We start from the raw sequence: 14,984 nt of genomic DNA, 5'->3' as shown, positions 1-14,984 counted from the left end.
CCAACGAGCAAGTGCGGGGATGCGCGCGGATCGAGCCCCGCCCATACAGCACCGGGCGGGGCCTCGCCGCACAATGGGGCCATGGCCCGTCACCACTGGATCATCACCCTGCAATGGCACGACGCTGAGGGGCAGCACACCAAGACCCTCGACGGCACGTGGAACGCCAACCCCAGCGACACCCGGCAGGACATCTACCGGCACGCCTTGCGCTGGTCGACCGAGCGACTCGACGCTGAGCGGGCGGACCCCGCGGTCCTGCTGTTCGACACGGCACCGGACCAGCTGTGATGCAGCATGGTCATATGCGCGACTCGTACATCCCGCCCGGCCACATGACCGCCCGCCAGGCCGCCGACACCCTCGGCGTCCAGCTCGGCGGCCTCCGCCAGATCGTCCGCCGCGGCCAGCTGCACCGCGCCGGCGGCACCGACCGCTACCCGTACTACGCCACCCCGGACGTCCTGCGCCTGCTCGCGGCGCGGCGCGCCATCGAACGGCCCGTCTTGACCCGCAGGTCAGAGCTGTGTAACGATCTCCGTGCAGAGCTGTGCCCGCAAGCGGGTTGAACGCTTCACCGTCAAGGCCCCGACCAACGTCCCCGGTCGGGGCCTTTGTCGTGCCCGCACCCACCCGGAGGCGACATGCCCACCCAGACCACCGCTCAACGGCTCATCGCCTACCGGCAGGAGCTCCGCGCCGGATGCTTCCCCGCCAGCGTGGTCGAGAACCTCGTCCGTGACGCTGGCCGAGCCATCATCGCGGGCGGCGGCCTGCGCACCGGCGAGCCCGCTGCCCGTCTTCCTGTCCCCCTCGTCATCTGTGCTGCCAGCCAACTGGCAGCGCGCGAGTGGGTACGCGAGAACGGCGTCCCCGCAGACGACGCGGTCCCCGCCGACCGCCTCGACCAGGTCCGCCGACTCGGGACGTTCGCCATCCTCACCCTGCCCGGCTTCTGGGACCGGCCGGACGCCCAAGACCTCGCGGACTCCCTGACCGCCATGGCCCAGACCGACCTGGTCGACCAGCTGGCGAACCCCAGCATGGTCGGGTAGCGGCATGCCCACCGCCCCGCCCTCCCGCTGCACAGAGCCCGGGTGCCGCACCCTGACCCCCCGGGGCAAGTGCCCCGCCCACCAACGCCCCGGGTGGGCAGGCCGCGACGACAAGGCCGCCCGCTACGGCATCAGCTCCGGGCGCTGGCGCACGCTCAAGGCCCGCACCGGCGAGCGTGACAACTGGACGTGCTACCGCTGCGGCATCCCGCAGGACCAGCTGCTCGCCGACGACCCTGACGCCGAGCCGCTCCAGCTCGACCACATCACGCCCGTCGCCGAGGGCGGCTCCGTCGAGGACCCCGACAACCTCGGCCTGATCTGCGTGCCATGCCACACCGCGAAGTCAGCGGCCGAGGCAGCGCGCGGCAACGAGCGACGACGAGCACGGAGACAGCAGCCATGAGGACGTCACGCGTCTACGTCGGCGTCGAACTGCCCGACGGGAAGGTCCACACCGAGAGCTACGGCACTGTCGAGGTGCCGATCAAGGCCGATGGGACGCTCGCCGCAGGTGAGTTCTTCCGGGCCCTGGCCAGCCTCCTGACCGAGGCGGGCGCCTACCTGCGCGAGCTGTACCCGGTCGAGCCTCCCCCGGGGGAGGGGAGTCCGGATCTCCAGGTTGATCGCCAGGGGACCCGCCGCGGTCAGTGAAAGTCGCGCCCGCTCAGAATCTCCGAAGGGGGGTCCCACGTGGGCAGGACCCCGCAGCCCGCCGCGCTCAAGCTGCTCAAGGGCCGCTCCGACGGCCGCGACTCCGGTGGACGCCCGGTCAACCCGGGGCCGGCCTTCAAGCGCGTCCCGCCCGAGCCGCCAGAGTGGCTGACCGACGAGGCCCGCGCCGAGTGGGACCGAGTGGTTCCCGGCCTGACCCGCCTCGACCTCCTCAAGCCCGAGGACCGGGCCGCCCTCGCGGCGTACTGCGAGACCTGGGCGGTGTTCGTGGAGGCCACCAGCACGGTGCGGCGGGACGGCCTGACGATCGAGGCCGCGCAGGGCACGCTGCCTCACCCGGCGGTCGCGATCGCCCGGAATGCAGGCCGTGAACTGCGGACCTGGGCCGGGCACTTCGGCCTGACTCCCAGTACGGAGCAGGCCCTCGCGAAGGGGGCCGACGATGGCAGCGAGGACGACAACCCGTTCGCGTAAGCCCAAGCCCGCCGCGCCCGCCACGACACCGGCCGCGTTCCTGGACGCCGCCGATCTGGAGCGGCTGAAGCTCAGCCCTGAGGTGGCGTGGTACCTGCGGGAGCGCGGGCTGCCGCTGCCGGACTGCCCGCCCCTGATCCAGACCCCGAGCCCCGGCGACGTGCCGGGCGCCGTGTTCGACCCGGCCCGGGTCGACAAGGTCATCACCGCGTTCTCGAAGCTGCGGCACACGCAGGGCCAGTGGGCCGGGCAGCCGCTGCGGCCGGACCCGTGGCAGGTCGCGTACGTCTTGGCGCCGGTGTTCGGCTGGGTGATCTGGGACGACGACGCCGACGGCTACGTGCGGATCGTGCGCGAGCTGTACGTGGATGTCCCCCGTAAGAACGGCAAGTCCACGATGTGTGGCGGCATCGCGATGTACCTCACGTGCGCGGACGGCGAGCCTGGCGCGCAGGTGATCGCCGCAGCGACGACGGAACGTCAAGCCGGGTACGTGTTCGGCCCGATCAAGCAGCTCGCAGAGTCGGCGCCCGCGCTGAAACGGCACGTGAAGCCGTTGAAGAAGAAGATCCTTCACCCCCGGTCGATGTCCTATTTCGAGGTCATCAGCTCGGCCGCGGACGCCCAGCACGGCGCGAACCTCCACGGGGGCGTGGTGGACGAGCTGCACGTCCACAAGTCGCCCGACCTGGTCGAGACGCTGGAGACCGGCACCGGCTCGCGCCGTCAGCCTCTGATGGTCATCATCACGACGGCGGACGCGGGCAAGCGCGGGACGATCTACGCCCGCAAGCGCCACCGCATCGAGCAGCTGGCGCGCGGCATCCTCACCGATCCGTCCGTGTACGGCGTGGTGTGGGCCGCGGAGAAGGGCGACGATCCGCACGCCGAGGCGACCTGGCGGAAGGCGAACCCGGGGTACGGGATCAGCCCGACGCGGGCGTACCTCGCCAAGGCGTCGCGCGAGGCCCAGCAGAGCCCTGCGGACCTCGCGAAGTTCCTGCGCCTGCACCTGGGCATCCGGACCAAGCAGGAGACCAAGTTCATCCCCATGGACGCGTGGAACCGCAACGCGTCGATGGTCGATGAGCAGCTGCTCGCGGGCCGGGAGGCGTGGGGCGGTATTGACCTGGCTGCCACGAGCGACCTGTGCGCGTTGGCGTGGCTGTTCCCGGACGAGGACGGCGGGTACGACGCCCTGTGGCGGCTGTGGACACCGGAGGACAATCTTGACGCGCTGAACAAGCGCACCGCGAAGGAGGCGGAGGTGTGGGTCCGCGAGGGCCGACTCATCCTCACCCCGGGCAATGTGGCCGACTACGATTTCATCTTTCAGCAGGTCAAGCGGGACATGGAGACCTTCGACGTCCAGGCGATCGGCTACGACCCGTGGTCGGCGGCGCCTCTGGTCAACCAGCTGCGCGGCGAGGACGCGCCTCTCGTCAAGGTCCGGCAGGGCTTCGCGACCATGAGCCCGCCCCTGAAAGAACTCCAGCGCCTGGTCCTCGCGGGCGCGAAGGGCACGCCGCTGCTGCGGCACGGCGCGAACCCGGCGGTGACCTGGATGTTCGACAACCTGTCGGTGGCGATGGACGCGTCCGGCAACGTGAAGCCCGACAAGGCCCGCAGCGCCGAGAAGATCGACGCCGTTTCCGCCGTGGTGACGGCCCTGTCCGAGGCGTTGACGCGCGAGCCTCCGACGGAATCCGACTACGACGGCGAGTTGGTCGTCATCTGACGAAAGGGGCGGGCTCGTGGCGTGGTTCCGTAAGGCCCGTCCCGGCAGTGGACGGGTCATCACTCCCGAGGGCCTGCCGGTGACGGCGAAGGCGTCCCCGATGCGCAAGGACGGGGTCTTGGCGACGTTCGAGGGCATGGATCAGCCGTGGCAGTGGGACAGGCGGGTGATCGTGCCCGACCCGGGCATCCCTCTGCTCGACTACGCCAACGACCCGCTGTCGTTCTGGGGCAGCCAGCCCTCGGTGCGCAAGGTCGTGGACTTCCGCGCGCGGAACCTGGCGTCGATCCCGCTGCACCTGTACCGGCGGGTGTCCGACACGGACCGGCAGCGCGTCACGGACCACCCGCTCGCGAAGCTCCTGGCCGCCCCGGGCCCCGGGCTGACGCCGTTTCGGCTGTGGCACTCGGTCTTCGTCGACAACGACCTGTTCGACCGCTGGTGCGTGCGCGTCGTGGAGTCCGCCGACACCGAGTCGGGCTGGGAGCTGCTGCGCATCCCCGCGCCGCGCATGCGCCTGGTCGCGGACGGCTGGGGCCGCGTCGCGCAGGTCATCGTGCAGACGATGGACGGCCAGCAGGTGTCCGGGCCGCCGCGCGGCTACGTCTTCGACCACGGGTACGCCTCGCACGGGCAGGTCAACGGCACATCGCCGCTGCGCACGTTGCAGGACATCCTCGCCGAGGGCTCCGAGGCCGTTTCCTACCGGCGCTCGATCTGGCGCAACGGCGCGCGGGTGCCCGTCGTCATCCAGCGGCCGGCCGATGCGAAGTGGGCGCCGGGCGCGCGCGATCGCTTCGTAGAGTCCATGCGGCGGTTCCTGCGCGGCGGCGGCCAGGAAGGTGGAGCGCCGCTGCTGGAGGACGGCATGTCGATGGTGAAGGTCGACGCGTTCTCCCCCCGGGACACGGGCGACATCGAGGGCCGGCAGCTCAACGACGCCGAGGTCGCGTCCGCGTACCACATCGCCCCGGAGCTGGTCGGCGCCCGTCCGGGCAACTACTCCAACATCGACGCCTTCCGGCAGATGCTCTACCGGGACAGCCTCGGCGCGGACATCGCGGCGTGGGAGCAGACCTTGAACGCGTTCCTGCTGCCGCTGCTCGCCGCAGGCGACCCGGACCTGTACATCGAGGCGGCGGTCGAGGCGAAGCTGCGTGGTTCCTTCGAGGAGGAGGCCGCGGTTCTCCAGTCGTCGGTGGGCGCCCCGTGGCTGACCCGCAACGAGGCCCGCGCCCGGCGCAACCTGCCCGCCGTCGAGGGCGGGGACGAGCTGGTGACGCCCCTCAACGTCGTGACGGGCGGCCTGGCCTCGCCCCGCGACACGGCCCCGGACCCTGGGGCGTCGCTCCCAAAAGCACGGCGCCCGCAGGCCAAGAGCGGGCGCCCGAAGGACCTGGGGACGTTCGAGAGGGAGCGGGACCGCTTCACCGACGCCCTGACGACGTGGGCGCAGAAGCAGGCCGAGACGCTCCTGTCCGCGGCTGACGCGAAGGCGGACGGGCCACCGGACTTCTACCAGCTGTGGGCGGCTTCCTCGCCGGAACGCCAGGCGCAGCTGGCCGCGCTCATCCAGTCCTGGGGGTTCCGGCTCGCGCAGATCGGCGCCTGGTCAGTGCTCGGGGTGTGGAACCCGGACGCGGGCGGCTGGGACGCCGCGGTGATGGAGAACTGGCTCGCCGCCGCGGCGAAGTCGCACGCCGAGCAGTACGAGCAGGCCGGCCATCAGGCGATCGTCACCGCCATCGCGGATGAGGGCGACTGGCGCGACAACCTCGCCCAGGGCATGTCCGCATGGGTGTCCGCCGGCGCGACGCGAGCGGTCACAGCCGCGACGGAGGCCCGCGGTTTCGGCTCGCACGACGCGGCCGGCGCCTCCGGGCTGGAGGTCAAGCGGTGGAACACCGGCAGCAACCCGCGCGCCGACCACGCGCACATGGACGGCGAGAGTGTCGACCTGGACGCCCTGTTCTCCAACGGCCTGCGCTGGCCCGGTGACGGGCTCGGAGCCGCGGCGGAGACCGCCGGCTGCAACTGCCACCTGACCTACGACCGGAAGGGCTGAGACGTGCCTCGCACCAAGGAATGCCCCGCCCGTATCAAGGCGGCCGGCCCCGCCGACGGCCTGGCCGAAGGCGAGTTCATCGCCATCGTGTCGGTGTTCGGGAACATCGACTCCGTCGGCGACAAGGTGGCGCCGGGCGCGTTCACAGACACCCTCGCCGAGTGGGCCGCCAAGCAGGACCCGATCCCCACCATCTGGTCCCACGACTGGGGCGACCCCTTCGCGCACGTCGGAGTCGTCAAGGAAGCCCAGCAGAACGACATCGGGCTCCAGGTCCGCGGCCAGATCGAGGACCTCGACACCAACCCCACGGCCGCACAGGTCTACCGCCTCCTCAAGGGCCGCAGGGTGACCCAGTTCTCCTTCGCGTACGACGTGGTCGAGGGCGCCTGGGTGGAGAGCGAAGACGAGCAGGGCAACCCGATCGGCTACTACGAGCTGCGCAAGCTCAAGCTCTACGAGGTCGGCCCGACGCTGATCGGCGCCAACCAGGAAACCGAACTGCTCGCGGCCAAGGCCAACGGCCTGGTCCGCGGGGTCAAGGAAGGGCGTGTCCTCGCGCAGTCGCACGTGGACCGCCTCAAGGAAGCACACAAGGCCCTCGGCGACGTGATCACCGCCGCGGAGCCGCAGAAGAACAGCGAGCCGGACGGCTCACACCCCGTACAGGAGACCGGCCAGCAGCCGGCCGAGGAGACCGCCGCCACCGAGCAGGTGCCCGCGAAGCCTTCCTCCGGTCCGTCGCCCGCCCAGGTAGCCGCATGGGCTGACATCCACGAACTGACCATGAGGAGTGCGTCATGACGCTTCGAGAGCGTCTCCAGGCCCTGCTGGACGAGGCGAAGGGCATCGCGGAGGCCGCGGGCAAGGACAACCGGGAGCTGACCGAGGACGAGGTCACCCGCGTCGGGGAGATCAAGACCGAGGCGGACGACCTGGCGGTGAAGGTGGAAGCCGCCGACGAGGCACAGAAGGCCGTCGCCGAGCTCGCGGGCAAGGCGACCGCGCAGCAGCACACCAAGAACGCCCCGCTGACCGTCACGGACCGCCAGGAGGCCGCCGACGCGGGCACCTTCGGTGACGCCTACGTGAAGTCCGAGGCGTACCAGGCGTTCCGCAAGGCCCACCCGTCCGGGTTCGGCGAGGGCACCCCGATCCAGATCGAGGCCGTCAAGGCGGGCGACCTCTCCGCGTTCGTGCGCGGCTTCAAGCAGGCCCGCCGCGCGGTCAAGGCGGACGCCGCGCCGCTGCAGGTCGGCCTGGGACACGTGCAGAACGTGCGCATGCCGATGGTGGACCTCACCACGCCGCCGCCGCTCGCGCTGCTCGACCTGATCGACACCTCCGGCAGCATCGGCGGCCCGTCGTTCGAGTACCTCCAGGTCACCGCCGTCACCCGCAACGCCGCGGTCGTGCCCGACGAGATCCTCCCGGCCGACAGCACGCTCAAGCCCCTGTCGGGCCTGTCGACCAACCTGGCCACCGCGAAGGTGTACACGTACGCGGACGGCTACACGGTCACCAACCAGATGCTCGCCGACGCCCCGGCGCTGGCGACGTACCTCAACGGGCAGCTCGGCTACAACATCAACGCCGTCATCGAGAACATGATCCTCAACGGCACCGGCTCCAACGGGCAGCCCACCGGCATCCTGAACACCACCGGTGTGCAGCAGCAGGCGTTCGACACGGACATGGTCGCCACGATCCGCAAGGCGATCACGAAGCTCACGAAGATCGGCTCCCCGATCACCGCGGTCGTCGTGTCCCCGGAGGACGACGAGGCGTTCGACCTCCTCAAGGACGCGGACGGCCGCTACCTCGGGCAGGGCCCATGGTCGACCGGCCCTGGCACCATCTGGGGCCGGCCGCGCGTCGTGTCGCAGGCCGTCACGCCCGGTACGGCGATCATCGGCAACTGGAACACGGTCTCGCTGATGAACCGCGAGGGCCTGTCCGTGCTGGCGTTCAACCAGCACGCCGACTACGCCCGCCGCAACCTCACGTACGTCCGCGGGGAGCTGCGCGCGGCGCAGGCCGTGTGGAAGCCCGCCGAGCTGTGCGTGGCCAGCCTCGCCGCCGACGAGGGCTGATCCGTGGCAGGCCACAAGATGATCACCATCGGTGGTGTGCGCTACCGGCCGGAGGATGTACCCGAGCCTGCCGAGGCTGAGCAGGACGAACCGGCCCCGCAGAGCGAGGGCGGCGAGGTCACGCACAAGGCCCGCCGACCCGCGCCGCGGGCGAAGGGCGGACGGAGCAGTGACACAGGCTCCTGACACCGCGTGGCCGGACCGGGTCCTCGCCGACCCGGCCGAGCTCGCGGACGTGCTCGGGGTGCCGGCCACCGACGGGAAGCTGCTGTTCGCGCTCCGGGCCGCCTCGCGGCGGTTTCGGGGCGCGACCGGCTGGCAGATCAGCGCCGTTGCCGGGCAGACGTTCCGCCTCGACGGCGACGGCACCCGCACGCTGCTGCTGCCCACCGGGCACGTCACCGCCGTCACGTCCGTGACCGTCCGCGGCACGCCCTGGGCGGAGGACGCCGACTACATGTGGTCCGAGGCCGGCATCCTCACCGCGATCGGCTGCCTGTGGCCGCGCTGGTACCGGTCCGTGGCGGCCGTGGTCGACCACGGGTACGACCCGGTGCCCGAGGACGTGCAGGAGGTGGTCCTCGACCAGGCGCAGGCCATGTTCAACGCGGCCCCGGGCGTGCAGCAGGTCACCTCCGGCTCGGAGTCCGTCAGCTTCGGCACGGCCGCCACGGTCGGTGTGACGGCCCAGTGGACGGCCGCCGTCGCCCGCTACCAGATCGGGCAGGGGGACCGCGCGTGACCGCCGTACAGGATGCCCTGGGCCGCGACACGGTCACCGTCGTGCACCGCACGGTGGTCGTGGACGAGCGCGGCAACGACGCGTTCGAGGAGGCGCGTACGGACTGGGTGCGCTGCACCATGCAGCCCGTCGACTCCGTCGAGTCCGTCGACGGCCGGGACCAGGTCGTCACCCGCTGGCGCCTGTCCGGCCCGGCCGCGATGGGCCTGGCCGTACTCGACCGGATCGAGTGGCAGGGCCAGGCGTTCGAGGTCGACGGCGAACCGGGCGTGCACCGCAGCTTCGGGGGCCTGCTCGACCACACCGAGGCGATGCTGAGGAAGGTGACCGGCTGATGGCCCGTACCCGCTACATCCCCGACGTGCGCTCCGTGCGCCAGATCATGCAGTCCGCAGAGGTCCGCGACGGGCTCAAGGCCCGCGCCGAGGCGATCGCCCCGGTGGCGCGCCGCCTGGCCGCCGAGGAGGTCGACGACAACTTCGCCGAAGAGATCCGCGTCGAGTCCGGGACCAGGCCGAAGGGCCGCCCGTACGCGCGGGTGACCGCGGCCCGCTCGGACGCCGAGGCCAACGAGTGGGGCGACACCAACACCATCCGCCGGCGCATCCTCGGCCGCGCGGCCGGGACCGACATCTACACCGGCGGCGACTGATGCCCGCGCCGCTGCCGTGGCCGGACGTGGAGGAGCTGCTCGGCGCGTGGCTGCGTTCCCGGCCGGCGCTGGCGGGCGTGCGGGTCGCCAACGAGGTTCCGGCGGACCTGGCGGGCGCGTTGCCGCTGCTGGTGGTGCGGATCGTGCCCGGCGGCGGCGACGACCGCGTCAGCGACATCGCCAGCGTGGACGTGGAGGCGTTCGCCGCGGACCGCGCGGCGATGTGGCAGCTGGCCGAGCTCGCGCGCCGCCAGCTGCTCGCCGCCGCAGGCGCGGGCGGCGACCCGCGCATCGACACCGTCGACACCGACGCCCGGCCCGGCGAAGTGCCCTACGGCAACCCCGCCGTGCGCCGCGCCATCGCCACCTACTCCGTCACCTGCCGCGCACGGACCGCGGCCTGACTCCCTGGGAGACACCATGGGTACCCCGACGCCGCCGCCCTTCGATCAGGTGGCGGACCTGCACAACGAACTCATCCGCAAGGCCCTCAGCAGCGCCATCCTGGCGGCGGACCTGGACACACCGCCGCTGGCCGTGGCGGACCTGTTCGACACGGACGGCAACCTCAAGACGCTGCCCGAGGGCTACCTGGCCATCGGCCTGACGACCGACGACGGGATCACGTTCAGCTCGGACCTGTCCATCTCCAACGTCACCTCCGCGCAGTCGGTCGAGCCGTCGCGTTCTGACGTCGACTCCGACACCCTGACAGCGCAGTTCGTGCCGCAGGAGACCCGGCAGGCCGGTATCGCCCTGTACGAGGGCCTGCCGTTGGCCACGCTCGGCGACGTCGGCACGCAGTGGACCTGGGACCGCCCGGCCACCCCGCTCAACCCGTACCGGCGCCTGCTGTTCATCGCGCTGGACTACGGAGACAGCGGTCTGCCGATCTACGTGGTCAAGCACCTGCCGCGTGCGCGGCTGACGGACCGCGACGACGAGCAGTGGGCCCGCTCGGACGAGACCAACCGGTCCGTGACGCTGACCGCGTACCGGGACAGCACGCTCGGCACGTCGTGCCGCAACTGGGTCGACGGCCCGGGCTGGCGCGCGATGGCCGCAGGCAGCGGCGGCGGCACGGAGGACGGCGGCGGGGCCTGAGCTGCCGCACTGACCGGTGCGGGCGGCGTTTCGGGTGAGCGCCGCCCGCACCTTCTACCCCTTCACCCGATCACCCGATCACCCGAGGAGAGAGTCCATGTCGAAGCCAGGCCGCGCCCGCTACCGCCTCGCCGAGGTCCATGCCCAGTACGCCGAGGCGGTCGGCGGCGATGACGTCGAGTTCGAGGGTCCGGGCGGCGAGGTGTTCACGATGCCGCACCCGCTGTTCGCCGACGACGAGTGGGGCCAGGCGGTCGACGCCGAGGAGACCGGCGCGGGCAAGGCGCGCGCGATGCTCGGGGACGAGCAGTTCGACCGGTTCATCAAGGCCGGCGGCCGCCCGGCCGACGTGAACCTGCTGTTCGGGTTCCTGACCTCGTCCATCGGCGAGCAGGTCAAGGGCGTGAAGGTCCGCCCTACACGGTCCTAGACCTTCTCGGGGAACACCCCGAGGCGGTCGAGGCCGACCTCATCCACCAGTACCCCGGCTACGGGCCGGGCGGACCCCTCGCGGCTTACTGGCAAGGCCGCATCTCGCTGCGGCTGCTGCGCGTCCTGGTCGAGCACTTGCCGCCCGGCGGGGCCGCCGCACGGGCTCACCACGGGCACGCCTGGCGTGACGAGACGTACATGCTCGCCGACGCCACCGACGCCGTGCTGCGGCTGCTCGCTGCGTTCCTGAACGTCAACCGCGGCGAGGGCGCCGCCGAGGTGCCCTGGCCCGAGCCGCTGCCGCGGCCGGGCGACGAGCCGGCCGAACAGCCGGACCCCGAGGCGCGCGCGGCCGAGCGCCGCGCCGCCGCCGCGCACATCTTCGAGCGGACCTTGCCGCCCGATCGGAGGTAGCCATGCCCCGCGCCGGTGCCGTCTGGGTCGACGTCCTGCCCAACATGTCGGGCTTCCAGCCGACGTTGCAGCAGCAGCTCGGGGCGCCGGTGCGGCAGGCGTCGCAGACGGCCGGCGAGGAGTCCGGCCGCGGCTTCGGGGAGCGCTTCAAGTCCGGCCTCGCCGCCATCGGCGTGGCCAAGGCCGCCGAGATGATCGGCGGCAAGGTCTCCGAGGCGTTCACCGAGGCCCTCGACCAGGGCAGCATCACCAAGAAGTTGCAGGCGCAGCTGGGCGCGACCTCGGCGCAGGGCGCGAAGTACGGCAAGATCGCGGGCCAGCTCTACGCCAAGGGCATCAGCGGGTCGTTCGAGGACGCCGCCGAGGCGATCCGCACCGTGGCGCAGTCCGGTCTGCTGCCGCCGGACGCGACGAACAAGCAGTTGCAGTCCATCGCGACCAAGGCGTCGGATGTGGCGAACACGTTCGGGCAGGACTTCGAGTCCGTCACGAACGCGGCGTCCCGCCTGGTCTCGACCGGCCTGGTCAAGACCAGCGACCAGGCGTTCGACCTGATCACGAAGGGGTTCCAGACCCTCGGCCCCAAGGCCGACGACCTGCTGGACACCTTCAACGAGTACTCGACCCAGTTCGCCACCATGGGCATCAGCGCCCAGACCGCGCTGGGCATCATGACCCAGGCGGTCAAGGGCGGCGCGCGGGACACGGACAACGTCGCCGACGCCCTGAAAGAGTTCTCGCTGCGAGCTGTGGACGGCTCGACGACGACGGCGTCCGCTTTCAAGAAGCTCGGCATCAACGCCACCGACTTCGTCACCCAGTTCACCAAGGGCGGCGCGTCCAGCCAGAAGGCGCTCGACCAGGTCTTCGACAAGCTCCGCACCCTCAAGGGCGCGGACTGGCGCAACACCGTCTCGAACCTGTTCGGCGGGCCCGGCGAGGACCTGGGCAAGTCGATCAACTCGATCGACGTGTCCAAGGCGACCAAGGAGGTTGGGGACCTCGGGGGCACGGCGGCGCAGGTCGGCAAGACCCTGCGCTCCGGACCCACATACCAGATCGGCGTGTTCAAGCGGACCGCCGAGCAGGGGCTGACCAACTTCATCGGCGGCAAGGTCATCCCCGTGGTGACGCAGTTCGGGCAGGCGCTGGGCAAGACCGTCGTGCCCGCACTCCAACAGGCCGAGCCGCCCGCACGCAGGATGTTCGACGCGCTGACCGGCTCCCCGGGCCGGATGCAGGCCACCGCCATCGCACTGACCGCCATCGCGGGCGGCGCGACGGCCATCAAGGTCGCCACCGCCGCGGCCTCGGGCGTCAAGTCGCTGGCCGGCGGCATCGTCGCGACGGCGAAGGGCGCCAAGACCGCCGCGACCAACATCAGGTTCGCAGCGTTCGCGGTGCGCTACTACACCGTCACCGGGACCCAGTCCGCCGTGCAGGCCGTGAAGACCGGCGCGGCGTGGGTGGCCTCGTCGTCGCGGTCGGCGGCCGGGTGGGTGGCGGCCCGCGCCCGGGCGGCCGCGTCGTTCGTGCAGACGGCCGCCTCGGCTACCGCCAACGCCGCGCGGACGGCGGTCACCTGGACGGTCGCCGCGATCCGCTCGGGCGCCGGGTGGGCTGCCGCCCGGGCCCGCGCGGTCGGCAGCTTCGTGGCCACGGCCGCCTCGGCGACCGCCTCCGCCGCGACGACGGCGGCCGCGTGGGTCGGCGCGCAGGCGCGCAGCCTGGTCGCCACGGTCCGCTCGACCGCCGTGATGGTGGCCCAGCGCGCCGCCCTGACGGCCACAGCCATCGCCTCCCGGGCGATGGCCGCCGCGCAGTGGCTCGTCAACGCGGCGATGGACGCCAACCCGCTCACGCTGGTCATCGTCGGCCTGGTCGCGCTCGGCGCCGCCCTCGTCGTCGCCTACAACAAGAGCGCCACGTTCCGGGCGATCGTGCAGGGCGCCTGGTCCGGCATCAAGGCCACCGCCGCCGCGGTCGTCGGCTGGTTCACCGGCTCGTTTCTGCCGTTCTTCACCAAGACGATCCCCGGCGCGTTCTCGGCCACGGTCAACTGGGTCAAGGCTCACTGGCCGCTCATCCTCTCGATCATCACCGGGCCGATCGGCGCGGCGACCATCTACGTGGTCCGGCACTGGGACCAGATCAGCTCGGGCATCTCCGGCGCCTGGTCCTCCATCCGGGCGCACACCCTCACGCCGCTCGGGAACTTCTTCACCAAGACGATTCCCGGCTGGGCGACGTCGCTGCGGGACAAGGTCGTCGGGGCGTTCTCCTCGGCGGCCTCCGGCATCGGCCGGCACTGGCAGAGCATCGAGTCCCTCACGAAGAAGCCGGTCAACTGGGTCGTCAACACCGTGTGGAACCACGGCATCGTCAGCCTGTGGAAGAAGATCACCGGGTGGATTCCGGGCGTGCCCAAGCTCGGCACCCTGCCGCAGCTGGCGACCGGCGGGCCCGTGCGGGGCCCGGGTACCGGCACGTCGGACTCGGTGCCGGCTCTGCTGTCCAACAACGAGCACGTCTGGACCGCTGCGGAGGTGGCGGCCGCGGGCGGGCACGGCGCGGTCGCCGCGCTGCGCTCGGCCGTCCTGGGCGGGCGCCCGGTGCGCGCGGCTTCGGCCGGCGCCCGGTTCAAGGACGGCGGAGGCGTCCTGGGCGCGCTCAAGAGCGTCGGCGGGAAGATCGTCGGAGGCGTCAAGGACGCCGCGGGCTTCATCGCGCACCCCTCGCGGGCGTTCGACGCGCTCCTTGCGCCGCTCATGGGCAAGCTGCCGGGCCTTGGGCAGACCGCCTGGGCCAAGGCCGTCGCAGGCCTGCCCCGCATGGCCGTCGCCGGCCTCAAGGCCGCGGCGGTCAAGGCCGCCACCGCTGTGCCGGCGCCCGGCTCCGGGCCCGGCGTGCAGAAGTGGGCCCCGCTCGTACGCCGCGCCCTGGCCGAGCTGCGCCTCGCCCCGGGCTTGCTGGGCAAGGTCCTCTCCCAGATGCAGACCGAGTCCGGCGGCAATCCCAAGGCGATCAACCTGTGGGACATCAACGCCAAGAACGGCGTGCCGTCCAAGGGCCTGATGCAGGTCATCGACCCGACGTTCAACGCGTACGCGGGCAAGTACCGCTCCCGCGGCATCTACGACCCCTACGCGAACATCTACTCCTCCCTCAACTACGCCGAGCACACCTACGGCAAGAACCTCTCCGCCCTCGGCCACGGGCACGGCTACGCCACCGGCACGCCCTCGGCCGTGCCGGGAACGGCCTGGGTCGGCGAGCGGGAACCCGAACTGGTCGACTTCCGGGGCCGCGAGCGCGTCTACACCCCGCGCCAGCTCTCCAAGCTGTCCGCCCCGCTCGCACGCCCATCCGCCCCGGCCAGTGCCACGAGCGCCGAGGACCTCGCCGCCGCCCTCGACGGCGTCGCGCTCGGCCTGGTCCTGGACGACGGCACGACCCTGACCGCCCACATGGACGCCCGCGTCGCCGCGGGCCTGACCGCCGTACGCCGCCGCGCGAAGGCGGGATCAAGGAGGTAACCCG

19 protein-coding genes are annotated in these 14,984 nt (G+C 71.8%); all 19 read left to right on the top strand.

All coding sequences use genetic code 11. From position 1 onward, the window contains the following. Positions 1-81: 81 nt before the first annotated feature. The gene (locus ABEA77_RS13245) at positions 82-291 is read left to right on the top strand and encodes a hypothetical protein (RefSeq protein WP_345645791.1); all 210 of its coding nucleotides are present in this window, start codon (positions 82-84) and stop codon (positions 289-291) included. 14 nt (positions 292-305) lie between these two features. Beyond that, positions 306-569, top strand: a complete 264-nt coding sequence (locus ABEA77_RS13240) for a hypothetical protein (protein ID WP_345645788.1) — start codon at positions 306-308, stop codon at positions 567-569. A 75-nt stretch (positions 570-644) separates the two neighbouring features. Beyond that, complete coding sequence (locus tag ABEA77_RS13235; RefSeq protein ID WP_345645786.1) at positions 645-1,055, top strand: hypothetical protein; 411 nt, start codon at positions 645-647, stop codon at positions 1,053-1,055. A gap of 4 nt (positions 1,056-1,059) precedes the next feature. Then, positions 1,060-1,461, top strand: a complete 402-nt coding sequence (locus ABEA77_RS13230) for an HNH endonuclease (RefSeq protein ID WP_345645783.1) — start codon at positions 1,060-1,062, stop codon at positions 1,459-1,461. Further along, positions 1,458-1,709 (top strand): hypothetical protein, encoded by a 252-nt coding sequence (locus ABEA77_RS13225; RefSeq protein ID WP_345645781.1) that lies wholly within the window; start codon positions 1,458-1,460, stop codon positions 1,707-1,709. The genes ABEA77_RS13230 and ABEA77_RS13225 overlap by 4 nt, the downstream gene beginning before the upstream one ends. 39 nt (positions 1,710-1,748) lie before the next feature. Further along, on the top strand, positions 1,749-2,204 hold the full coding sequence (locus ABEA77_RS13220; RefSeq protein WP_345645778.1) for a phage terminase small subunit P27 family: 456 nt from the start codon (positions 1,749-1,751) through the stop codon (positions 2,202-2,204). After that, positions 2,173-3,942, top strand: coding sequence for a terminase large subunit (locus ABEA77_RS13215; RefSeq protein WP_345645775.1), 1,770 nt, complete (start codon positions 2,173-2,175; stop codon positions 3,940-3,942). Before ABEA77_RS13220 ends, ABEA77_RS13215 begins: the two co-directional genes overlap by 32 nt. 16 nt (positions 3,943-3,958) lie before the next feature. Further along, the gene (locus ABEA77_RS13210; RefSeq protein ID WP_345645772.1) at positions 3,959-6,007 is read left to right on the top strand and encodes a phage portal protein; all 2,049 of its coding nucleotides are present in this window, start codon (positions 3,959-3,961) and stop codon (positions 6,005-6,007) included. 3 nt (positions 6,008-6,010) lie between these two features. Next, positions 6,011-6,811, top strand: coding sequence for an HK97 family phage prohead protease (locus ABEA77_RS13205; RefSeq protein WP_345645769.1), 801 nt, complete (start codon positions 6,011-6,013; stop codon positions 6,809-6,811). Continuing rightward, positions 6,808-8,100 carry a phage major capsid protein gene (locus ABEA77_RS13200; protein WP_345645767.1) on the top strand — a complete coding sequence of 431 codons (1,293 nt, stop codon included), beginning with the start codon at positions 6,808-6,810 and terminating at the stop codon, positions 8,098-8,100. Before ABEA77_RS13205 ends, ABEA77_RS13200 begins: the two co-directional genes overlap by 4 nt. 3 nt (positions 8,101-8,103) lie before the next feature. Further along, positions 8,104-8,286, top strand: a complete 183-nt coding sequence (locus ABEA77_RS13195) for a hypothetical protein (protein ID WP_345645764.1) — start codon at positions 8,104-8,106, stop codon at positions 8,284-8,286. Then, positions 8,270-8,842 (top strand): head-tail connector protein, encoded by a 573-nt coding sequence (locus ABEA77_RS13190; RefSeq protein ID WP_345645762.1) that lies wholly within the window; start codon positions 8,270-8,272, stop codon positions 8,840-8,842. Before ABEA77_RS13195 ends, ABEA77_RS13190 begins: the two co-directional genes overlap by 17 nt. Beyond that, positions 8,839-9,177: a hypothetical protein gene (locus tag ABEA77_RS13185; RefSeq protein ID WP_345645759.1), complete on the top strand. Its 339-nt coding sequence runs from the start codon at positions 8,839-8,841 to the stop codon at positions 9,175-9,177. Before ABEA77_RS13190 ends, ABEA77_RS13185 begins: the two co-directional genes overlap by 4 nt. Beyond that, positions 9,177-9,494, top strand: a complete 318-nt coding sequence (locus ABEA77_RS13180) for a hypothetical protein (protein WP_345645757.1) — start codon at positions 9,177-9,179, stop codon at positions 9,492-9,494. The genes ABEA77_RS13185 and ABEA77_RS13180 overlap by 1 nt, the downstream gene beginning before the upstream one ends. Further along, positions 9,494-9,898 carry a hypothetical protein gene (locus ABEA77_RS13175; RefSeq protein WP_345645754.1) on the top strand — a complete coding sequence of 135 codons (405 nt, stop codon included), beginning with the start codon at positions 9,494-9,496 and terminating at the stop codon, positions 9,896-9,898. The genes ABEA77_RS13180 and ABEA77_RS13175 overlap by 1 nt, the downstream gene beginning before the upstream one ends. 16 nt (positions 9,899-9,914) lie before the next feature. After that, on the top strand, positions 9,915-10,598 hold the full coding sequence (locus ABEA77_RS13170) for a phage tail tube protein (protein WP_345645751.1): 684 nt from the start codon (positions 9,915-9,917) through the stop codon (positions 10,596-10,598). Positions 10,599-10,695: 97 nt separating this feature from the next. After that, positions 10,696-11,028, top strand: a complete 333-nt coding sequence (locus ABEA77_RS13165) for a hypothetical protein (protein ID WP_345645748.1) — start codon at positions 10,696-10,698, stop codon at positions 11,026-11,028. A 200-nt stretch (positions 11,029-11,228) separates the two neighbouring features. After that, positions 11,229-11,444 carry a hypothetical protein gene (locus ABEA77_RS13160; RefSeq protein WP_345645745.1) on the top strand — a complete coding sequence of 72 codons (216 nt, stop codon included), beginning with the start codon at positions 11,229-11,231 and terminating at the stop codon, positions 11,442-11,444. A gap of 2 nt (positions 11,445-11,446) precedes the next feature. Beyond that, positions 11,447-14,980 (top strand): phage tail tape measure protein, encoded by a 3,534-nt coding sequence (locus tag ABEA77_RS13155; RefSeq protein ID WP_345645742.1) that lies wholly within the window; start codon positions 11,447-11,449, stop codon positions 14,978-14,980. Positions 14,981-14,984: the final 4 nt, after the last annotated feature.

The sequence above is a fragment of the Streptomyces tremellae genome (genome assembly GCF_039540215.1).
GTDB lineage: Bacteria > Actinomycetota > Actinomycetes > Streptomycetales > Streptomycetaceae > Streptomyces > Streptomyces tremellae.
The sequence above is the reverse complement of the archived record's forward strand: the minus strand, read 5'-3'. Positions and strand labels throughout refer to the sequence as shown.

Coding starts and splice junctions, on each gene's coding strand:
- ABEA77_RS13245 (WP_345645791.1), top strand. CDS start 82: ATGGCCCGTCACCACTGGATCATCACCCTGCAATGGCACGACGCTGAG.
- ABEA77_RS13240 (WP_345645788.1), top strand. CDS start 306: ATGCGCGACTCGTACATCCCGCCCGGCCACATGACCGCCCGCCAGGCC.
- ABEA77_RS13235 (WP_345645786.1), top strand. CDS start 645: ATGCCCACCCAGACCACCGCTCAACGGCTCATCGCCTACCGGCAGGAG.
- ABEA77_RS13230 (WP_345645783.1), top strand. CDS start 1,060: ATGCCCACCGCCCCGCCCTCCCGCTGCACAGAGCCCGGGTGCCGCACC.
- ABEA77_RS13225 (WP_345645781.1), top strand. CDS start 1,458: ATGAGGACGTCACGCGTCTACGTCGGCGTCGAACTGCCCGACGGGAAG.
- ABEA77_RS13215 (WP_345645775.1), top strand. CDS start 2,173: ATGGCAGCGAGGACGACAACCCGTTCGCGTAAGCCCAAGCCCGCCGCG.
- ABEA77_RS13200 (WP_345645767.1), top strand. CDS start 6,808: ATGACGCTTCGAGAGCGTCTCCAGGCCCTGCTGGACGAGGCGAAGGGC.
- ABEA77_RS13180 (WP_345645757.1), top strand. CDS start 9,177: ATGGCCCGTACCCGCTACATCCCCGACGTGCGCTCCGTGCGCCAGATC.
- ABEA77_RS13175 (WP_345645754.1), top strand. CDS start 9,494: ATGCCCGCGCCGCTGCCGTGGCCGGACGTGGAGGAGCTGCTCGGCGCG.
- ABEA77_RS13170 (WP_345645751.1), top strand. CDS start 9,915: ATGGGTACCCCGACGCCGCCGCCCTTCGATCAGGTGGCGGACCTGCAC.
- ABEA77_RS13165 (WP_345645748.1), top strand. CDS start 10,696: ATGTCGAAGCCAGGCCGCGCCCGCTACCGCCTCGCCGAGGTCCATGCC.
- ABEA77_RS13160 (WP_345645745.1), top strand. CDS start 11,229: ATGCTCGCCGACGCCACCGACGCCGTGCTGCGGCTGCTCGCTGCGTTC.
- ABEA77_RS13155 (WP_345645742.1), top strand. CDS start 11,447: ATGCCCCGCGCCGGTGCCGTCTGGGTCGACGTCCTGCCCAACATGTCG.